Genomic DNA, 18,110 nt, shown 5'->3' on the forward strand with positions numbered 1-18,110 from the left:
CCTTACAGCTTCATCAGGCTGGCGTCGTCGACCGAGGCCGAGTGGCGGGTACGGAACAGCGACACGATGATCGCGAGGCCCACCACGACCTCCGCGGCGGCGACGACCATCGTGAAGAAGGCGATGATCTGGCCGTCGAGGTTGTCGTGCATCCGGGAGAAGGTGACGAACGCGAGGTTGCAGGCGTTCAGCATCAGCTCGATGCACATGAAGACCACGATGGCGTTGCGCCGGATCAGTACGCCGGTCGCACCGATCGTGAACAACAGGGCGGCGAGGTACAGGTAGTTGACCGGGTTCACTTCGACGCCTCCTCGGGCCGCTTGAACGTCGCCGGTTCGATCGGCTTGCGCTCCAGGCGTTCCTCCGCGCGCTGCTCGAGCGCCCGTAGGTCATTGAGCGCCTCCGCGGACACGTCCCGGATCTGGCCGCGTTCACGCAGCGTCTTGTTGACGGTCAGCTCGGACGGGGTGCCGTCGGGGAGCAGGCCCGCGATGTCCACCGCGTTGTGCCGGGCGTAGACGCCGGGGGCGGGCAGCGGCGGTACGTACGTGCCCTCGCGGACCCGCTGTTCGGACAGTTCGCGCTGGGTCTTGGCCCGCTCGGTGCGCTCGCGGTGGGTGAGCACCATGGCGCCGACGGCGGCCGTGATCAGCAGGGCGCCGGTGATTTCGAAGGCGAAGACGTACTTGGTGAAGATGAGGGAGGCGAGGCCCACCACATTGCCGTTCGCGTTCGCCCGGCCGGTGCCGGCGAACTCCTTCAAGGAGGCGTTCCCGATGCCGGCGAACAGCAGGACGCCGAAGCCGACCCCGCACAGAAGGGCCAGCCAGCGCTGCCCCTTGATGGTCTCCTTCAGGGAGTCCGCGGCCGTGACGCCGACGAGCATCACCACGAACAGGAACAGCATCATGATCGCGCCGGTGTAGACGACGATCTGCACGATTCCCAGGAAGTAGGCGCCGTTGGCGAGGTAGAACACCGCCAGGACGATCATGGTCCCGGCGAGGCAGAGCGCGCTGTGCACGGCCTTCTTCATGAAGACGGTACCCAGGGCGCCGATCACCGCGACGGTGCCGAGGACCCAGAACTGGAAGGCCTCACCGGTCGAGGTCGTGTAGGCGGCGAGCTGCGGGCTCATGCGTCCACCTCCTCGTCGTCTGGCTTCTCGCCTTTGGAGACCGCGACCTGGGGGACCGTGCCGGGCGCGGCCTGCGTCACCAGGCCCCGGTAGTAGTCCTGCTCGTCCGTGCCCGGGAAGATCGCGTGGGGCGTGTCGACCATGCCCTCTTCGAGGCCGGCGAGGAGCTGTTCCTTGGTGTAGATGAGGTTGGCGCGGCTGGAGTCGGCCAGTTCGAACTCGTTGGTCATCGTCAGCGCGCGCGTGGGGCACGCCTCGATGCACAGGCCGCACAGGATGCAGCGGGCGTAGTTGATCTGGTAGACGCGGCCGTACCGCTCGCCCGGCGAGTAGCGCTCCTCGTCGGTGTTGTCGGCGCCCTCCACGTAGATGGCGTCGGCGGGGCAGGCCCAGGCGCACAGCTCGCAGCCGACGCACTTCTCCAGGCCGTCCGGATGGCGGTTGAGCTGGTGCCGTCCGTGGAACCGCGGAGCCGTGGTCTTCTTCTGCTCCGGGTACTGCTCGGTCAGCCGCTTCTTGAACATGGCCTTGAAGGTCACGCCGAAGCCGGCCACGGGGTTCAGGAAACCGGGCTTGGTCTCCTTGGGCTCTTCAGCCATCCGACGCCTCCTTTCCATCCGAAGATCCGTCACTGACAGTGTCCGTCCCGCCACTGACAATCAGCTCCCGCTCCCGGCGCGGTCGGCGCCTGGGCACGGGCGGCAGCTCCTGACCGGGCAGCGGCGGCACCGGGAACCCACCGGCCATCGGGTCGAATCCGGCCTGCTCGGCGGCGGGCTGTTCGGCCGTCCTGGCCTTCTCCCGGAACATGTCGGCGACGAAGGAGATCAGCAGCAGGGCGAGCACACCGCCACCCACGTAGAGGGCGATGTCGGCGAAGTCGTAGTGCTCGTTGCGCAGGGCCCGTACGGTCGCCACCAGCATCAGCCAGGTGACGGAGACCGGGATGAGAACCTTCCAGCCGAGCTTCATCAGCTGGTCGTAGCGGACGCGCGGGAGTGTGCCGCGCAGCCAGACGAAGACGAACAGCAGCAGCACGACCTTGGCCACGAACCACAGCAGCGGCCACCAGCCGTGGTTGGCGCCCGCCCAGGCGGTGCTGATCGGCCAGGGAGCCCGCCAGCCGCCCAGGAAGAGCGTGGTCGACACGGCCGAGACCGTCACCATGTTCACGTACTCGGCGAGCATGAACATCGCGAACTTGATGGACGAGTACTCGGTGTTGAAGCCGCCGACCAGGTCGCCCTCGGACTCCGGCATGTCGAAGGGGGCACGGTTTGTCTCGCCGACCATCGTGACGATGTAGAGGATGAACGAGACCGGCAGCAGCAGGATGTACCAGCGGTCGTGCTGCTGCGCCACGATCGTGGACGTCGACATCGACCCCGAGTAGAGGAACACGGAGGCGAACGCGGCGCCCATGGCGATCTCGTAGGAGATCATCTGCGCGCAGGAGCGCAGGCCGCCGAGGAGCGGGTAGGTGGATCCAGAACTCCAACCCGCAAGAACGATGCCGTAGATGCCGATGGAGGCGACCGCGAGGATGTAGAGCACCGCGATCGGCAGGTCGGTGAGCTGCATCGTGGTGCGATGGCCGAAGATCGAGATCTCGTTGTCGGCCGGTCCGAAGGGGATCACCGCGATCGCCATGAAGGCCGGGATGGCCGCGACGATCGGCGCGAGGACGTACACCACGGTGTCCGCGCGCTTGACGATGATGTCTTCCTTGAGCATCAGCTTCACACCGTCGGCGAGCGACTGGAGCATGCCCCAGGGGCCGTGCCGGTTGGGGCCGACGCGCAGCTGCATCCAGGCGATGACCTTGCGCTCCATGACGATGGAGATGAGCACGGTCACCATCAGGAAGGCGAAGCAGAACACCGCCTTGATGACGACCAGCCACCAGGGGTCGCGGCCGAACATCGAGAGGTCTTCAGCTGCGAGGTACGGGCTCATGCCTCCACCTCCTTGGGGGCCTCTTCGGCGAGTGCCGCCGGGCCGATGTGGACGAGGGAACCGGGCTGTGCCCCGGTGTCGGAGGCGACGCCGGCGCCGGCGGAGTTCAGCGGGAGCCAGACCACCCGGTCGGGCATCTCGGTGATCTCCAGCGGGAGTTCGACCGTGCCGGACGGTCCGGTGACGGCGAGAAGGCCGCCGTCCTCGACGCCCGCCTCGTCGGCCGTCGCCGCCGACACGCGCGCGTGGGCGGCGTGCCGGGTTCCGGCGAGCGCCTCGTCGCCCTGCTGCAGGACGCCCTGGTCGAGCAGCAGGCGGTGCCCGGCGAGTACGGCCTCGCCGACGGCCGGACGGGGCAGCGCGCCCGCGGACTCCTGAGGTTCGGTGGCGCGCGGGCCGCCCCAGGAGCCGAGCCGGTCGATCTCCGCGCGCGTGGTGCGCAGATCCGGCAGGCCCAGATGGACGTCCATGGCGTCGGACAACATCTGCAGCACGCGCGCGTCGGTCGGCGGCAGGCGGCGGGTCATCTGGTCGGGCTTGAGGGCGGCCTCGAAGAACCGGACTCTGCCTTCCCAGTTGAGGAAGGTGCCCGCCTTCTCGGCGACCGCGGCGACCGGCAGGACGACGTCAGCGTGTGCGGTGACCTCGCTGGGCCGCAGTTCCAGCGACACCAGGAAGCCGACGCTGTCGAGTGCTTCACGCGCGCGTGCCGGGTCGGGCAGATCGGCGACCTCCACACCGGCGACCACCAGTGCCGACAGTTCGCCGGTGGCGGCGGCCTCGACGATGTGGTGGGTGTCGCGGCCGTAACGCAGCGGCAGTTCGGCGAGCCCCCAGACTGCGGCGACCTCCTCCCGTGCGCGCGGGTCGGTCGCCGGGCGACCGCCCGGCAGCAGTGACGGCATGGCGCCCACTTCGACGGCGCCGCGCTCCCCGGCCCGGCGCGGGATCCACACCAGTTCGGCGCCGGTCGCGCCGGCCGCGCGTACCGCGGCGGTGAGGCCCCCGGCGACCGCGGCGAGCCGCTCGCCGACGATGATGACCGCGCCCTCGGTGCGCAGGGCCTCGGCGGCGCGTGTGCCGGGCTCCCCCAGGTCGGCGCCGCTCGCGAGGGCGTCCAGCCACTCGGTCTCGGTGCCCGGCGCGGCCGGCAGCAGGGTGCCGCCCGCCTTCTGAAGGCCTCGGGTCGCGTGCGTGGCCAGCGCGAACACCTTCTGCTTGCGCTTGCGCCAGGCCTTGCGCAGCCGCAGGAAGACGCCGGGCGCCTCCTCCTCCGACTCGAAGCCGACCAGCAGGACGGCGGGCGCCTTCTCCAGGGAGGTGTACGTGACGCCCGTACCGTCGAGGTCACGGCCGCGGCCTGCCACCCGGGAGGCAAGGAAGTCTGCCTCTTCGCCGCTGTGCACGCGCGCGCGGAAGTCGATGTCGTTGGTGTCGAGCGCCACGCGCGCGAACTTGCTGTAGGCGTAGGCGTCCTCGACGGTCAGCCTGCCGCCGATGAGGACACCTGCCCGGGAGCGGGCGGCGGTGAGCCCGCGCGCGGCTGCATCCAGCGCCTCCGGCCAGGAGGCGGGCTCCAGGACACCGTCGGCGTTACGGACCAGCGGGGTCTGGAGGCGGTCCCTGAGCTGCGCGTACCGGAATGCGAAGCGTCCCTTGTCGCAGATCCACTCCTCGTTGACCTCGGGGTCGTTCTCGGCGAGCCGCCGCATGACCTTGCCGCGCCGGTGGTCGGTGCGGGTGGCGCAGCCGCCGGCGCAGTGCTCGCAGACCGACGGCGAGGAGACCAGGTCGAAGGGGCGGGAGCGGAATCGGTAGGCCGCCGAGGTGAGCGCGCCGACCGGGCAGATCTGGATGGTGTTGCCGGAGAAGTACGACTCGAACGGGTCTCCTTCGCCGGTGCCGACCTGCTGGAGCGCGCCCCGTTCGATCAGCTCGATCATCGGGTCGCCCGCGATCTGGTTGGAGAACCGGGTGCAGCGGGCGCACAGCACGCACCGCTCGCGGTCCAGCAGCACCTGCGTGGAGATCGGTACGGGCTTTTCGTAGGTGCGCTTCTTGCCGTCGAAGCGGGACTCGGCGTTGCCGTGCGACATGGCCTGGTTCTGCAGCGGGCACTCGCCGCCCTTGTCGCAGACCGGGCAGTCCAGCGGGTGGTTGATGAGCAGCAGTTCCATCACGCCGTGCTGGGCCTTCTCGGCGACCGGCGAGGTGAGCTGCGTCTTCACCACCATGCCGTCGGTGCAGGTGATGGTGCAGGACGCCATCGGCTTGCGCTGGCCCTCGACCTCGACGATGCACTGGCGGCACGCGCCGGCGGGGTCGAGCAGGGGGTGGTCGCAGAACCGGGGGATCTCGATGCCGAGCTGCTCGGCGGCCCGGATGACCAGGGTGCCCTTGGGCACGCTGATCTCGACGCCGTCGATCGTCAGCGTGACGAGGTCCTCCGGCGGGACCGCCGCCTCTCCCCCGCCCGCGGGAGCACTGGTGGTCACGGTCATGCGTTCACCTCCGGGCGGTCCGCCCAGGCCGTCGACTTGGCCGGGTCGAAGGGACAGCCCCGGCCCGTGATGTGCTGCTCGTACTCCTCGCGGAAGTACTTCAGCGAGGAGAAGATCGGGGACGCGGCGCCGTCGCCGAGGGCGCAGAAGGACTTGCCGTTGATGTTGTCGGCGATGTCGTTCAGCTTGTCGAGATCGGACATGACGCCCTTGCCGGCCTCGATGTCCCGCAGCAGCTGCACCAGCCAGTACGTCCCTTCGCGGCAGGGGGTGCACTTGCCGCAGGACTCGTGGGCGTAGAACTCGGTCCATCGGGTCACCGCCCGCACCACGCAGGTCGTCTCGTCGAAGCACTGCAGGGCTTTGGTGCCGAGCATGGAACCGGCGGCGCCCACTCCTTCGTAGTCAAGAGGGACGTCGAGGTGCTCGTCGGTGAACATCGGCGTCGAGGAGCCGCCCGGCGTCCAGAACTTCAGGCGGTGGCCGGCCCGCATCCCGCCGCTCATGTCGAGCAGCTGGCGCAGGGTGATGCCGAGCGGGGCCTCGTACTGGCCGGGGCTGGCGACGTGGCCGCTGAGCGAGTAGAGCGTGAAGCCCGGGGACTTCTCGCTGCCCATCGACCTGAACCAATCTTTCCCGTTTTGCAGGATGGCGGGAACCGACGCGATCGACTCGACGTTGTTCACAACAGTCGGGCAGGCATAGAGCCCTTCGACAGCAGGAAAGGGGGGACGGAGCCGCGGTTGACCACGGCGGCCTTCGAGCGAGTCGAGCAGTGCGGTCTCCTCACCGCAGATGTACGCGCCGGCGCCCGCGTGCACGGTGAGCTGGAGGTCGAGCCCGCTGCCCAGGATGTTCTCGCCGAGGTAGCCCGCCGCGTAGGCCTCGCGCACGGCCTCGTGCAACCGCCGCAGAACGGGGACGACTTCACCACGCAGATAGATGAAGGCATGCGACGACCTGATGGCATAGCACGCGATCACCATGCCCTCGATGAGGCTATGCGGGTTCGCGAAGAGGAGCGGGATGTCCTTGCAGGTCCCGGGCTCCGATTCGTCGGCGTTGACAACTAGATAGTGCGGTTTTCCATCACCCTGCGGAATGAACTGCCACTTCATTCCGGTCGGGAATCCCGCGCCGCCGCGGCCGCGCAGACCGGAGTCCTTGACGTACGCGATCACGTCGTCCGGTGACATGGCCAGCGCCTTGCGGAGCCCCTCGTACCCCTCGTGCCTCCGGTAGACGTCCAGCGTCCAGGACCGGTCCTCGTCCCAGAAGGCCGACAGCACGGGTGCGAGCAGCTTCTCGGGGCTCGTGTCCTTGAGTTCGGCTGCCACGGTCATCACTCCCCCTCCTCGGCGGTAGGCCCTGCCGGGTGGGCTGGGTCGGAGGCTGATGTCTCCTGCGGCGCGTCATGGGAACTGAGGTGCTCGGCCGGCGACGGCTCGTGCACCTTGTCGTGCGGTTTCTCATGCGGACCTCCGCGCGGATGGACCACGCGCGCGGGTGCGGCCTCTCCCCTTGCCAGGCGAAGGCCCACCAGCGACGCCGGTCCCGCACTGCCGCCCTCCTCGACGGCCCCGGGCCGCTCGTCGGGGAAGCCGGCCAGAACCCGCGCGGTCTCCTTGAACGTGCACAGCCGCGCCCCGCGCGTGGGCTGTACGGGCCGTCCCGCGCGCAGATCGTCGACCAGGCGCTTGGCGCTGCCGGGCGTCTGGTTGTCGAAGAACTCCCAGTTGACCATCACGACTGGCGCGTAGTCGCAGGCCGCGTTGCACTCGATGTGTTCCAGGGTGACCTTGCCGTCGTCGGTGGTCTCGCCGTTGCCGACGCCCAGGTGTTCCTGGAGGCTCTCGAAGATCGCGTCGCCGCCCATCACCGCGCACAGGGTGTTGGTGCACACGCCGACCTGGTAGTCACCGGACGGCCTGCGCCGGTACATGGTGTAGAAGGTGGCGACGGCGGTGACCTCGGCCGTGGTCAGGTCCAGCATGTCCGCGCAGAACTGCATTCCGGTGCGTGTGACATGGCCTTCCTCCGACTGCACGAGGTGGAGCAGCGGCAGCAGGGCGGACCGGGAGTCCGGGTAGCGCGCGATCACCTCGCGCGCGTCCGTCTCCAGCCGGGCCCGGACGTCGTCCGGGTAGGCGGGCGCGGGCAGTTCGGGCATGCCCAGGCTGACGCCGCGCTCGGAAGAAGAGGTGTTCACCGGTCGACGCCTCCCAAAACCGGGTCGATGGACGCGACGACGACGATGACGTCGGCCACCTGGCCGCCCTCACACATCGCCGCCAAGGCCTGCAGGTTGGCGAAGGACGGGTCGCGGAAGTGGACCCGGTAGGGGCGGGTGCCGCCGTCGGAGACGGCGTGCACTCCGAGTTCGCCCTTGGGTGACTCCACGGCCGTGTAGACCTGTCCCGGCGGGACCCGGAAGCCCTCGGTGACCAGCTTGAAGTGGTGGATCAGGGCCTCCATGGAGGTGCCCATGATCTTCTTGATGTGGTCGAGGGAGTTGCCGAGTCCGTCCGGTCCCAGGGCGAGCTGGGCGGGCCAGGCGATCTTCTTGTCCGCGACCATGACCGGTCCGGGCTGGAGCCGGTCCAGGCACTGCTCGACGATCCTGAGCGACTGGCGCATCTCCTCCAGGCGGATCAGGAAGCGGCCGTAGGCGTCGCAGGTGTCGGCGGTCGGGATGTCGAAGTCGTAGGTCTCGTAGCCGCAGTACGGCTGGGTCTTGCGCAGGTCGTGCGGCAGTCCGGCGGAGCGCAGGATGGGGCCGGTCACGCCGAGGGCCATGCAGCCGGCCAGGTCGAGGTAGGCGACGTCCTGCATGCGGCCCTTGAAGACGGGGTTCCCGGTGGCGAGCTTGTCGTACTCCGGGAGGTTCTTCCTCATCTTCTTCACGAACTCGCGGATCTGGTCCACCGCGCCGGGCGGCAGGTCCTGGGCGAGGCCGCCGGGGCGGATGTACGCGTGGTTCATCCGCAGGCCCGTGATGAGCTCGTAGAGGTCGAGAATCATTTCACGATCACGGAAGCCGTAGATCATGATCGTGGTGGCGCCCAGCTCCATGCCGCCGGTGGCGATGGCGACCAGGTGGGAGGACATCCGGTTCAGCTCCATCAGGAGCACCCGGATGATCGTGGCGCGCTCGGTGACCTGGTCCTCGATGCCGAGGAGCTTCTCCACGGCGAGACAGTAGGCGGTCTCGTTGAAGAAGGAGGTGAGGTAGTCCATGCGCGTGACGAAGGTGCTGCCCTGCGTCCACGTGCGGTACTCGATGTTCTTCTCGATGCCGGTGTGGAGGTAGCCGACGCCGCAGCGGGCTTCGGTGACGGTCTCGCCCTCGATCTCCAGGATCAGGCGGAGCACCCCGTGGGTGGAGGGGTGCTGGGGACCCATGTTGACGACGATGCGTTCGTCGTCGGCGCGGGCCGCGGACTGGACGATCTCGTCCCAGTCGCCACCGGTGACCGTGTAGACGGTGCCCTCGGTGGTCTCGCGCGGGGATGCCTGCGATGTGCTCACGAGTACGACCTCCGCTGGTCCGGAGCCGGGATCTGGGCGCCCTTGTACTCGACGGGGATGCCGCCGAGGGGGTAGTCCTTGCGCTGCGGGTGGCCCTGCCAGTCGTCCGGCATGATGATCCGGGTCAGGGCCGGGTGACCGTCGAAGACGATTCCGAAGAAGTCGTAGGTCTCGCGCTCGTGCCAGTCGTTCGTCGGATAGACGGAGAACAGCGACGGGATGTGCGGGTCGCCGTCGGGGGCGCTGACTTCGAGGCGGATCAGCCGGTTGTGGGTGATCGAGCGCAGGTGGTAGACGGCGTGCAGCTCGCGGCCCTTGTCGTTGGGGTAGTGGACGCCGCTGACGCCGGTGCACAGCTCGAAGCGCAGGGCCGGGTCGTCGCGCAGGGTGCGGGCCACTCGGACCAGGTACTCGCGTTCGATGTGGAAGGTGATCTCACCGCGGTCGACGACCGTCTTCTCGATGGCGCTCTCCGGGAGGAGGCCCTGTTCCTCCAGGGCGCCTTCGAGTTCGTCGGCGACCTCGTCGAACCAGCCGCCGTAGGGCCTGCTCGCCGGTCCCGGGAGTCGGACCGAGCGGACCAGTCCGCCGTAGCCGGAAGTGTCACCGCCGTTGTTGGCGCCGAACATGCCGCGCTGGACGCGGATCTCCTCGCCGCCCTGGCCGCGCTGGCCGGGGAGGTTGGAGGCGGAGAGGTCCTTCTCGGGGTTCACCCCGTTCGCGGAGCCGTTCGCGCCGCCTGCGCTGTTGCCGTTCGCGTCGCTCACCGCAGCAGCCCCTTCATCTCGATCGTGGGCAGGGCCTTGAGCGCCGCCTCCTCCGCCTCGCGGGCGGCTTCCTCGGCGTTAACGCCGAGCTTGGAGGACTGGATCTTCTGGTGGAGCTTGAGGATCGCGTCCATCAGCATCTCGGGACGGGGCGGGCAGCCCGGGAGGTAGATGTCGACGGGAACGATGTGGTCGACGCCCTGGACGATCGCGTAGTTGTTGAACATGCCGCCCGAGGAGGCGCAGACACCCATGGAGATCACCCATTTCGGGTTGGGCATCTGGTCGTAGACCTGCCGGAGCACCGGCGCCATCTTCTGGCTGACCCGGCCGGCGACGATCATCAGGTCCGCCTGGCGTGGTGAGCCGCGGAAGACCTCCATGCCGAAGCGCGCCAGGTCGTAACGGCCGGCGCCGGTGGTCATCATCTCGAAGGCGCAGCAGGCAAGGCCGAAGGTGGCCGGGAAGACGGACGCCTTGCGCACCCAGCCCGCGGCCTGCTCGACGGTGGTCAGCAGGAAGCCGCTCGGCAGCTTTTCTTCGAGTCCCATGTCTAGGCCCCTCAGTCCCATTCCAGGCCGCCGCGCCGCCATACATACGCGTACGCGACGAAGACGGTGAGCACGAAGAGCAGCATCTCCACGAGCCCGAAAATCCCCAGGGCGTCGAAGGTGACGGCCCAGGGGTAGAGGAAGACGATCTCGATGTCGAAGACGATGAAGAGCATCGCCGTCAGGTAGTACTTGATGGGGAAGCGCCCGCCGCCGGCCGGCGTGGGGGTCGGCTCGATACCGCACTCGTAGGCCTCGAGCTTGGCGCGGTTGTACCGCTTCGGACCGATCAGCGTGGCCATGACCACGGAGAAGATCGCAAAGCCTGCCCCGAGGGCTCCCAGTACGAGGATGGGCGCATACGCGTTCACCGCTCCTCGCTCCTCTCAGTCGGCACTGACTGCTGGCGGTTGCACTGGACTCACAGCCGCCTCACCGGTCCCACGAGCCCCGCTCGTCCCGGCGAAGATCGAGAACATGTGAAGCAGGTCACAAGCCCAACTGCCACGCATCTTATGCCCGCCACTCTGTGATCTGCGACACGGCGTATTACTCGAGCTTTGTGATCTCCACCACCTGACGAAGGATCATGAAGTCGGATGATGGGTGATCTTCATACGCGAAGCGTTCAGTTGATCACCAGAAGTGACATTTTCACGCGTCATCGCAGGCCGGAGAGCTCGTCTCAATATCAAGAGACTTCCGCTGCATGCAAATTGGCGCTGGACGCGACCGCCTGATAGAGGGGCGCGTTCACACATCAGGGGTAGGGCGGGACGCGGCGTGGACGCGGGTGCGGATGCGTGCACGCGTTCACGAGCTCCACGCGCGAAGGACGCCACGCTTCCGGTAACCGTTCCGTGACCTCCGCCACATCGATGAGAGATCCCTGAGAACCGGGCTTGGCCAACGACCGCAACCAGTGGTAAGCGGGGGGCGAATCGGACGTAATGATCAAAGACCGTGATCAAGGGCTTGATCACGTGCGTCCGCAATGTCCGTTACGGCGTCAATAAAGAGCGACACGCCCGGGATTTGAAGTCTCGATTGAGCAACTGTGGCGCAGCACACGTTTCTTGAAGATATGAAGGAGCCCCTGGTACCCGTTATCCCCATGTCCCACACCGCTCACATACGCAGCCACCGGAAGCCCCGCCGCAGCGCGTCCACCCTCGCGATGCGGGCCGGAGTTGCCGGTGGCGTCCTCAGCACCCTGGCAGTCGCCGGGGCGTCCGGCGCGGCGAACGCTGCCGAGCCGGTGACGCAGACCCTCGAACTGCCCACCCTGACGACCGACCTGGCCACCCAGGCGGCGAAGTCCGCGGACGCCACCCAGCAGGCTGCCGCGAATTACCAGCTGCAGGCCGAGCGTGACGCGGCCGCCGCAAACGCCGCGAAGCAGGCCAAGGCGGACCTCGCGGAGGCGAAGCAGAAGGCCGCCGACGCGAAGAAGAAGGCCGAGGAGGCCGCCCGCAAGGAAGCCGCCGCCCGCGCCTCGCGCAACGCCGAGCGTACGACGCTCGCCGCCACGTCGGACTCCGGCAGCACGTCCACGGCGACCGGTTCGGCCGCGTCCGTCATCTCCTTCGTGAAGGCGCAGATCGGCAAGTCCTACGTCCTGGGCGCCTCCGGCCCGAGCGCCTACGACTGCTCCGGCCTGGTGCAGGCCGCCTTCAAGGAGATCGGCGTCAGCCTGCCGCGCGTCTCCCAGGACCAGTCGACCGCCGGCACGCAGGTCTCGCTGAGCAACCTGCAGCCGGGTGACATCCTCTACTGGGGCAGCGCGGGCAGCGCGTACCACGTGGCGGTGTATGTCGGCGACGGCATGTTCGTCGGCGCTCAGAACCCCTCCACCGGCATCGTGGAGAAGCCGCTGTCGTACGACCCGCCGACCGGCGCCGTGCGGGTGCTCTGAGCACTCCACCCGCCGTACAACGCGCGTAGGGCCGCAGCCGCTCGGGGGCAGCGACCCTTGCGTCGTTCCCGGCGCCTGGGAGCGCCGCTCCTGACATGCTCTGCTCGGGCCGCCGTCCGGCGGTCCGTCCATGAGCGAAGGAGACCGCGTCATGCCCCGCGTGTTCGTGCAGGCAAGGCCCGCCGACTACTACCCCCGCCACGCCCCCGAGGCCGGGCGTGGTGCCGTGCGCCGGGTCACCGAGGTCGGCGAGGAGGTCCTGCACAAGCCGTGCCGGGACGTCACGGAGTTCGGGCCCGGCCTCGCCGCACTCATCGACGACATGTTCCGCACCCTGTATGTCGCCGAAGGAGCGGGACTGGCGGCGAATCAGGTGGGGGTCGATCTACGGCTCTTCGTGTACGACTGCCCCGATGACACAGGAGTCCGGCATGTCGGACACGTAGTCAATCCCGTGCTCGAAACGCCCACGAGCGGGCGGCGGTTCCTGGACGAGGACGAGGGCTGTCTGTCGGTGCCGGGTGCCGTGATGGCCGTACCGCGACCGGACCGGGCCGTCGTGCGCGGGCAGGACAAGGAGGGCAGTCCGGTCGTCATCGAGGGCACGGGGTACTTCGCGCGCTGCCTCATCCACGAGACCGACCACACCAACGGCCACCTCTACCTGGACCGGCTCTCCAAGCGGGGGAAAAAGGACGCGCTGCGGCAGATGGCGGACCGGCGGGACGAGGTGTTCGCCCGCCGGGCCGCCCGCGCCGAGGAGCTGAGCCGGGCCTAGCGGAGGTTCACGCCTTCGGGGCCACCTTGCTCAGGCCGTTGATGATGCGGTCCATCGCGTCGCCGCCCGTGGGGTCGGTGAGGTTCGCGAGGAGCTTGAGGGTGAACTTCATCAGCATCGGGTGCGTGAGACCGCGCTGGGCCGCGATCTGCATGACCTTCGGGTTGCCGATGAGCTTCACGAAGGCGCGGCCGAGGGTGTAGTAGCCGCCGTAGGTGTCCTTCAGGACGCGCGGGTAGCGCTGCAGGGCGATCTCGCGCTGGGCGGGCGTGGCCCGCGCGTGGGCCTGGACGATGACGTCGGCGGCGATCTGGCCGGACTCCATGGCGTAGGCGATGCCCTCGCCGTTGAAGGGGTTCACCAGGCCGCCGGCGTCGCCGACGAGCAGCAGGCCGCGCGTGTAGTGGGGCTGGCGGTTGAAGGCCATGGGGAGGGCGGCGCCGCGGATGGGGCCGGTCATGTTCTCGGGGGTGTAGCCCCAGTCCTCGGGCATGGAGGCGCACCAGGCCTTGAGGATCTCGCGCCAGTCCAGCTCCTTGAAGGAGGCGGAGGTGTTCAGGACGCCGAGGCCGACGTTCGACGTGCCGTCGCCCATGCCGAAGATCCAGCCGTAGCCGGGCAGCAGCCGGTCCTGGGCGCCGCGGCGGTCCCACAGTTCCAGCCAGGACTCCAGGTAGTCGTCCTCGTGGCGGGGCGAGGTGAAGTACGTGCGCACCGCGACACCCATGGGGCGGTCCTCGCGGCGGTGCAGGCCCATCGCGAGGGACAGGCGGGTGGAGTTGCCGTCGGCGGCGACGACGAGCGGCGCGTGGAAGGTGACCTCGCGCTTGTCCTCACCGAGCTTGGCGGTGACGCCGGTGATGCGGCCGGTGCGGTCGTCGATGACGGGCCCGCTCACGTTGCAGCGCTCGTACAACCGCGCCCCCGCCTTCTGGGCGTTGCGGGCGAGCTGCTCGTCGAAGTCGTCGCGCTTGCGGACCAGTCCGTAGTTCGGGTAGGAGGCGAGATCCGGCCAGTCCAGCTGGAGGCGGGAGCCGCCGCCGATGATGCGCAGGCCCTTGTTGCGCAGCCAGCCGGCCTCCTCGGAGATGTCGATGCCCATGGCGACGAGCTGCTTGACCGCGCGCGGGGTGAGGCCGTCGCCGCACACCTTCTCGCGCGGGAACTCGGTCTTCTCCAGGAGCAGGACGTCGAGACCGGCCTTGGCGAGGTGGTACGCGGTCGTGGAGCCGGCCGGCCCCGCGCCGACGACGATCACGTCGGCGGTGTTCTCGGAGAGGGGCTCCTTCACGACGGTCACGGTGGGATCTCCCCAAGTTCGAAATCTGCGTGCCGACCGGCACTGGACATGGGCAGTCTATTCAGCAGAATTGATCACCCGGCTGAAGGGCTGCCCTGTGAACCGACCCCTCCCCGCGGTACGGCTGCGCGTTCCCACCCACGAGGACGCGATCGCCTGGCACCGGGTCTTCGACGACCCCGAGGTCATGGAGTTCTACGGCGGCAGACCGGCCGCGCTGTCGGTCTACGAGGAACTCACCGCGCGGCAGCGCCGGCACGACGCGGAACTCGGCTTCTGCCTGTGGACCATGCTGGACGAGTCCGGGGAGGTCGTCGGCTTCACCGGAGCGCAGCCCTGGCGGCCCGACTGGGGTCCGGTCGGCGAGATAGAGATCGGCTGGCGGCTGGGCCGCAAGCACTGGGGCAAGGGGTATGCCACCGCGGCCGCGCGCGAGACGGTCGAGCGGGTGCGGACGGCCGGGGTGCCGCGGCTGGTGGCGATGGTCCGGCCGGGCAACGAGCGGTCGATCGCGGTGACCCGGCGACTCGGCATGGAGCCGGCGGAGACCTATCCGCACCCCACGCTGGACGAGCGGGCTCTCTGTTTCCGGCTCAGCCTCAATCACACAGAGTAGTCACTTGTCACAGAAAGACACCGTAGCCTTCCAGCTGGGGCATGCGAGCGTTACCCTTCCAGTACCGCTGGGGGTGACATCTGTGCGTATAACACCCAAAACACCCGAAGTGCGCGTGCCGCGGCTGGTCGGACTGATGGCCGTGGACGCGCGCGAAACGGCCCGGGCGCGGGGCCTGTTCCTCAACGCGCCGGACCGCCCGGACTTCCACCTCGCCGTCGTCGACTACGTCGTGCGCCAGTACCCGCAGCCCGGCGCCGAGGTGCCGCGGGAGTCGATGGTGTACGTGTGGTTCGACTTCGGTGAGGGAGAGGGCGGCGGGGGCGTGCGCGAGCCACGCATCCCGCGGCCGCCCATGAGCGGGCTCCAACGCGAACTCGACGAGCCCGGTGACGCGTTCGAGATGATCAACCGGTGAGCCCCCCGCCCGACAGGGCTCAGCTCTCCTTGAAGCCCCGGTGCAGCGCGACCACACCCCCGGTGAGGTTGCGCCAGGCCACCTTCGACCAGCCCGCCTTGCGCAGCCGTTCGGCCAGGGCGGGCTGGTCGGGCCAGGCACGGATGGACTCGGCGAGATAGACGTAGGCGTCCGGGTTCGAGGAGACCGCGCGCGCGGCCGCCGGCAGCGCCCGCATCAGGTACTCGGTGTAGACGGTGCGGAAGGGCGCCCAGGTCGGGTGCGAGAACTCGCAGATCACCACACGCCCGCCGGGCCGGGTGACCCGGTACATCTCCCGCAGGGCCGCGTCCGTGTCCTGGACGTTGCGCAGCCCGAAGGAGATCGTCACCGCGTCGAAGGTGTCGTCCTTGAACGGCAGCCGCGTCGCGTCGCCGGCCGTGAACGGCAGCCAGGTGTGCTTCCTCTTGCCGACCTGGAGCATCCCGGTGGAGAAGTCGCAGGGGACGACGTACGCACCCGTGCGCGCGAAGGGCAGTGAGGACGTGGCCGTACCGGCGGCCAGGTCGAGGACCTTCTGCGCGGGACGCGCGTCGACCGCCTTCGCCACCTCCTTACGCCAGCGCCGGTCCTGGCCGAGCGACAGCACGTCGTTCGTCAGGTCGTACCGTTCCGCCACGTCGTCGAACATCGAGGCGACTTCGTGCGGCTGCTTGTTCAGGGAAGCGCGGGTCACCCGCCCATTGTGGCAGCAGGGGGTACGACACCCCGGAAGCGCCCTCGCCGACGCCCGCTCGGCCGGCGAAGGTCTCCGGTCCGTCCGGTGCCCCGGGATCAGCGGCCCCGGTACACCAACCGCCCGCCGATCACGGTCGCCACGCAGGTGCCGGCGCCGCGGCGGACCAGTTCGGCGCGGTCGGCGACGTCGAACACGGCGAAGCGGGCGGGCCCGCCCGGGACGAGCCGCGGCAGCAGGATCAGCGGGGTCGGGGACAGCGCCGCGGGGCCCGGAAGGCGGTCGGGCCGCTGCCCCACCGCGAGCCCGGCCCTGCGCACCGCGTCGATCACGGCCCGCGACCGCAGTTCCCCGGCCACCGCCACCGTGCCGTGTGCCAGCATCCGCTGCACCCCGCGTCGCGCGCTCGCGCCGAGGCGTGCGGGATCACCGCGGAAGATCTCCCGGGCGCGCTGCCCGCCGATGGGTTCGGTACCGAGGGCGTCGGCCTCGCGGGGGTCGGGGTGGTAGGTGGCCTCCAGCAACTCCGGACCGTACGGATTCAGCAGCCCCGGGGTGAGGATGCCGGGCCAACGCCGCACCTTGGCCCGGGGCTCGGCGGCGGCCAGTTCCTCGTACGGGCCGACGGCGGCGACGGCCGCCCCGTCGACCAGAACCGCCGTCTCGGGAGACCGCTCGGCGAAGTGAAGTGTCAGCACAGCGCGCCTAGTCGGACGGCAGCAGCTTCAGCTCGGGGTGGGCCGTGCCGCCCGCGATGGCCGTGGAGGAGATGTGGGAGACCACGCGGTCGTCGACGGGGTCGTTCGCCGGGTCGTCGTGGACGACGAGGTGCTCGTACGTCGTGGCGCGCTGGGCGGGGACGCGGCCGGCCTTGCGGATGAGGTCGATGATCTCCAGGCGGTTGGAGCGGTGCTTGGCGCCGGCCGAGGAGACCACGTTCTCCTCCAGCATGATCGAGCCGAGGTCGTCCGCGCCGTAGTGCAGCGACAGTTGGCCGACCTCCTTGCCCGTGGTCAGCCACGAGCCCTGGATGTGCTGGACGTTGTCGAGGAAGACGCGGGCGATCGCGATCATCCGCAGGTACTCGAAGAGGGTGGCCTGGGTGCGGCCCTTCAGGTGGTTGTTCTCGGGCTGGTAGGTGTACGGGATGAACGCGCGGAAGCCGCCCGTACGGTCCTGTACGTCCCGGATCATCCGCAGGTGCTCGATGCGCTCGGCGTTCGTCTCGCCCGTGCCCATCAGCATGGTGGACGTCGACTCCACGCCCAGCTTGTGCGCGGTCTCCATGATCTCCAGCCAGCGCTCACCGCTCTCCTTCAGCGGGGCGATGGCCTTGCGGGGGCGCTCGGGCAGCAGTTCCGCGCCGGCGCCCGCGAAGGAGTCCAGGCCGGCTTCGTGGATGCGGGTGATGGCCTCTTCCACCGGGACACCGCTGATGCGGGCCATGTGCTCCACCTCGGACGCGCCCAGGCTGTGGATCACCAGCTGGGGGAACGCCTCCTTGATGGCCCGGAAGTGCTTCTCGTAGTACTCGACGCCGTAGTCCGGGTGGTGGCCGCCCTGGAACATGATCTGGGTGCCGCCCAGTTCGACCGTCTCCGCGCAGCGGCGCAGGATGTCGTCCAGGTCGCGGGTCCAGCCCTTGTCCTTGTCCTTGGGGGCCGCGTAGAAGGCGCAGAACTTGCACGCCGTGACGCACACGTTCGTGTAGTTGATGTTCCGCTCGATGATGTACGTCGCGATGTGCTCGACACCGGCGTACTTACGGCGGCGTACGGCGTCGGCGGCGGCGCCCAGCGCGTGCAGCGGAGCGTCCCGGTAGAGGTCGAGGGCTTCCTCGGGCGTGATGCGTCCGCCCGCTGCGGCTCGGTCGAGCACGGACTGGAGGTCGGCCTTCTCGGGCACCGGGCGTCCCTTTCGTCAA

19 protein-coding genes are annotated in these 18,110 nt (G+C 69.1%); 4 read left to right on the forward strand and 15 right to left on the reverse strand.

What is annotated here, in order from left to right; all coding sequences use genetic code 11:
* Positions 1-2 precede the first annotated feature (2 nt).
* From nuoK to BFF78_RS18075, 11 genes are read right to left on the reverse strand one after another with little or no spacing between them, the layout of a single operon-like run.
* A complete protein-coding gene (gene nuoK, locus BFF78_RS18025) occupies positions 3-302 on the reverse strand; it encodes an NADH-quinone oxidoreductase subunit NuoK (RefSeq protein WP_069779297.1) in 300 nt (99 codons plus the stop codon).
* Positions 299-1,141 (reverse strand): NADH-quinone oxidoreductase subunit J, encoded by an 843-nt coding sequence (locus BFF78_RS18030; protein ID WP_069779298.1) that lies wholly within the window; start codon positions 1,139-1,141, stop codon positions 299-301. The genes nuoK and BFF78_RS18030 overlap by 4 nt, the downstream gene beginning before the upstream one ends.
* Positions 1,138-1,740 (reverse strand): NADH-quinone oxidoreductase subunit NuoI, encoded by a 603-nt coding sequence (nuoI, locus tag BFF78_RS18035; protein WP_069779299.1) that lies wholly within the window; start codon positions 1,738-1,740, stop codon positions 1,138-1,140. The genes BFF78_RS18030 and nuoI overlap by 4 nt, the downstream gene beginning before the upstream one ends.
* Positions 1,733-3,097, reverse strand: coding sequence for an NADH-quinone oxidoreductase subunit NuoH (gene nuoH, locus BFF78_RS18040; RefSeq protein ID WP_069779300.1), 1,365 nt, complete (start codon positions 3,095-3,097; stop codon positions 1,733-1,735). Before nuoH ends, nuoI begins: the two co-directional genes overlap by 8 nt.
* Complete coding sequence (locus BFF78_RS18045; RefSeq protein ID WP_069779301.1) at positions 3,094-5,598, reverse strand: NADH-quinone oxidoreductase subunit G; 2,505 nt, start codon at positions 5,596-5,598, stop codon at positions 3,094-3,096. Before BFF78_RS18045 ends, nuoH begins: the two co-directional genes overlap by 4 nt.
* Positions 5,595-6,944, reverse strand: coding sequence for an NADH-quinone oxidoreductase subunit NuoF (gene nuoF / locus BFF78_RS18050; protein ID WP_193433484.1), 1,350 nt, complete (start codon positions 6,942-6,944; stop codon positions 5,595-5,597). Before nuoF ends, BFF78_RS18045 begins: the two co-directional genes overlap by 4 nt.
* Positions 6,941-7,807 carry an NADH-quinone oxidoreductase subunit NuoE gene (gene nuoE / locus BFF78_RS18055; protein WP_069779303.1) on the reverse strand — a complete coding sequence of 289 codons (867 nt, stop codon included), beginning with the start codon at positions 7,805-7,807 and terminating at the stop codon, positions 6,941-6,943. Before nuoE ends, nuoF begins: the two co-directional genes overlap by 4 nt.
* Positions 7,804-9,126 carry an NADH-quinone oxidoreductase subunit D gene (locus BFF78_RS18060; RefSeq protein ID WP_069779304.1) on the reverse strand — a complete coding sequence of 441 codons (1,323 nt, stop codon included), beginning with the start codon at positions 9,124-9,126 and terminating at the stop codon, positions 7,804-7,806. The genes nuoE and BFF78_RS18060 overlap by 4 nt, the downstream gene beginning before the upstream one ends.
* On the reverse strand, positions 9,123-9,893 hold the full coding sequence (locus BFF78_RS18065; protein WP_069779305.1) for an NADH-quinone oxidoreductase subunit C: 771 nt from the start codon (positions 9,891-9,893) through the stop codon (positions 9,123-9,125). The genes BFF78_RS18060 and BFF78_RS18065 overlap by 4 nt, the downstream gene beginning before the upstream one ends.
* Positions 9,890-10,444 (reverse strand): NuoB/complex I 20 kDa subunit family protein, encoded by a 555-nt coding sequence (locus BFF78_RS18070; RefSeq protein WP_069779306.1) that lies wholly within the window; start codon positions 10,442-10,444, stop codon positions 9,890-9,892. The genes BFF78_RS18065 and BFF78_RS18070 overlap by 4 nt, the downstream gene beginning before the upstream one ends.
* A gap of 11 nt (positions 10,445-10,455) precedes the next feature.
* On the reverse strand, positions 10,456-10,815 hold the full coding sequence (locus BFF78_RS18075) for an NADH-quinone oxidoreductase subunit A (protein ID WP_003992243.1): 360 nt from the start codon (positions 10,813-10,815) through the stop codon (positions 10,456-10,458).
* Positions 10,816-11,558: 743 nt separating this feature from the next.
* Here BFF78_RS18075 and BFF78_RS18080 point away from each other — a divergent pair.
* The gene (locus BFF78_RS18080; RefSeq protein WP_079161368.1) at positions 11,559-12,359 is read left to right on the forward strand and encodes a C40 family peptidase; all 801 of its coding nucleotides are present in this window, start codon (positions 11,559-11,561) and stop codon (positions 12,357-12,359) included.
* A gap of 151 nt (positions 12,360-12,510) precedes the next feature.
* Positions 12,511-13,137: a peptide deformylase gene (gene def, locus BFF78_RS18085; protein WP_069779307.1), complete on the forward strand. Its 627-nt coding sequence runs from the start codon at positions 12,511-12,513 to the stop codon at positions 13,135-13,137.
* 7 nt (positions 13,138-13,144) lie between these two features.
* Here def and BFF78_RS18090 read toward each other — a convergent pair whose 3' ends face one another.
* A complete protein-coding gene (locus tag BFF78_RS18090) occupies positions 13,145-14,437 on the reverse strand; it encodes a geranylgeranyl reductase family protein (RefSeq protein WP_069779308.1) in 1,293 nt (430 codons plus the stop codon).
* Between the two features lie 97 nt (positions 14,438-14,534).
* Between BFF78_RS18090 and BFF78_RS18095 the strand changes: the two genes are divergently transcribed.
* The gene (locus tag BFF78_RS18095; protein ID WP_069783648.1) at positions 14,535-15,053 is read left to right on the forward strand and encodes a GNAT family N-acetyltransferase; all 519 of its coding nucleotides are present in this window, start codon (positions 14,535-14,537) and stop codon (positions 15,051-15,053) included.
* Positions 15,054-15,162: 109 nt separating this feature from the next.
* Complete coding sequence (locus tag BFF78_RS18100) at positions 15,163-15,471, forward strand: PASTA domain-containing protein (RefSeq protein WP_079161369.1); 309 nt, start codon at positions 15,163-15,165, stop codon at positions 15,469-15,471.
* Between the two features lie 19 nt (positions 15,472-15,490).
* Here the strand turns inward: BFF78_RS18100 and BFF78_RS18105 are convergent, their stop codons facing one another.
* From BFF78_RS18105 to mqnC, 3 genes are all read right to left on the reverse strand, one after another.
* Entirely contained in the window at positions 15,491-16,186 is a 696-nt protein-coding gene (locus BFF78_RS18105; protein WP_069779309.1) for a demethylmenaquinone methyltransferase, read from the reverse strand.
* A 98-nt stretch (positions 16,187-16,284) separates the two neighbouring features.
* Positions 16,285-16,884: a hypothetical protein gene (locus BFF78_RS18110; protein WP_069779310.1), complete on the reverse strand. Its 600-nt coding sequence runs from the start codon at positions 16,882-16,884 to the stop codon at positions 16,285-16,287.
* A 7-nt stretch (positions 16,885-16,891) separates the two neighbouring features.
* Entirely contained in the window at positions 16,892-18,091 is a 1,200-nt protein-coding gene (mqnC, locus tag BFF78_RS18115) for a cyclic dehypoxanthinyl futalosine synthase (protein WP_069779311.1), read from the reverse strand.
* Positions 18,092-18,110: the final 19 nt, after the last annotated feature.

Source organism: Streptomyces fodineus, assembly GCF_001735805.1.
In the GTDB taxonomy this organism is placed as follows: Bacteria; Actinomycetota; Actinomycetes; order Streptomycetales; family Streptomycetaceae; genus Streptomyces; species Streptomyces fodineus.